The following is a 1,007-nucleotide window of genomic DNA, read 5'->3' on the forward strand; positions in this document are numbered from 1 at the left end:
GCCAGGCGCGACCCGTTCCGATGAGTTCGGCTGGGCGGCGACATCGGCGAGGCGAAAGCGGATGGCTTTGCCATCGTCGATGAGGAACTAGAACTCGGCCTGCGCTCGGTCGCCGTGCCGATCGTCGACCGGCAGAACGCACGGTCGTGGCCATCAACGTCTCGACCCAGTCGGCCCGTTTCTCGGTCGCGGAGATGGAGCGGGAACTCCTGCCGGCACTGCTGGAGGCAAAGAGCGCATTGAGGATTTTTTCGTGGTGTGATGGTCGAACAAGCACAAGAACCGAGTAAAAGGTTATGCGTAGATGAGAATGACCTCTCTACACCAAGCGCTCACATAAACTGTCCAGCTGATGCTGTACGCCGGAAACGGCCATCCAATGGTGACCCTCAGGAGCTACGACCCTCTATAAATCCCTTAAGGAATGCCGCGAGCGAACGCTCAAGAGTCGGAGAGGGATAACCACCCTCCTGAACTATCAGGGTCGGTCGCGACAGCGCCCCCAGCATTTTCCCCATTCGGTGAAACCCACTTTCGTCCACAGCCATACAGGCAAAGGGGTCCGCTTGGGAGGCGTCCAAACCAAGAGCGACAACCAGGATATCCGGCGAGAATTGCCGCGCCGCGTCGCAACTTTTTGCCGCGGCAGCCAAATAGACCTCGCTGCCACTCATCAGTGGCACTGGCAGGTTTAGATTGTATCCTTCACCAACTCCGGCGCCGACCTCATCGGCATATCCGGCGTAGTAAGGGTAGAGCCAGGCCGGATCGCCGTGCATCGATACCGTGAGTACATCGCATCTGTGGTAGAAAATGGCCTGAGTGCCATTGCCGTGGTGCACGTCCACGTCGATGATTGCCACACGCGCGCCTTTTGACGCGGCCCAGTTGGCCGCGATCGCGGTGTTGTTCAGGTAGCAGAAGCCGGCTGCCTGATCGCGGTAGGCGTGGTGGCCAGGCGGCCGGCAAAGCGCATACATTGCCTTTTCTCCCGCCAGCACCCGCAC

1 protein-coding gene and 1 pseudogene are annotated in these 1,007 nt (G+C 59.7%); one reads left to right on the plus strand and one right to left on the minus strand.

The genetic code is table 11. The features are described 5' to 3' along the window. Window positions 1-42: 42 nt before the first annotated feature. A pseudogene (locus EN884_RS36945) lies at window positions 43-262 on the plus strand (IclR family transcriptional regulator C-terminal domain-containing protein); the annotation flags it as partial. Window positions 263-389: 127 nt separating this feature from the next. Here EN884_RS36945 and EN884_RS36950 read toward each other — a convergent pair. Continuing rightward, window positions 390-1,007: histone deacetylase family protein (locus EN884_RS36950; protein ID WP_164895460.1), on the minus strand; the 618-nt coding region annotated here is incomplete at its 5' end.

This window comes from Mesorhizobium sp. M7A.F.Ca.AU.001.01.1.1 (assembly GCF_004022735.1).
GTDB classification, from domain to species: Bacteria; Pseudomonadota; Alphaproteobacteria; order Rhizobiales; family Rhizobiaceae; genus Mesorhizobium; species Mesorhizobium ciceri.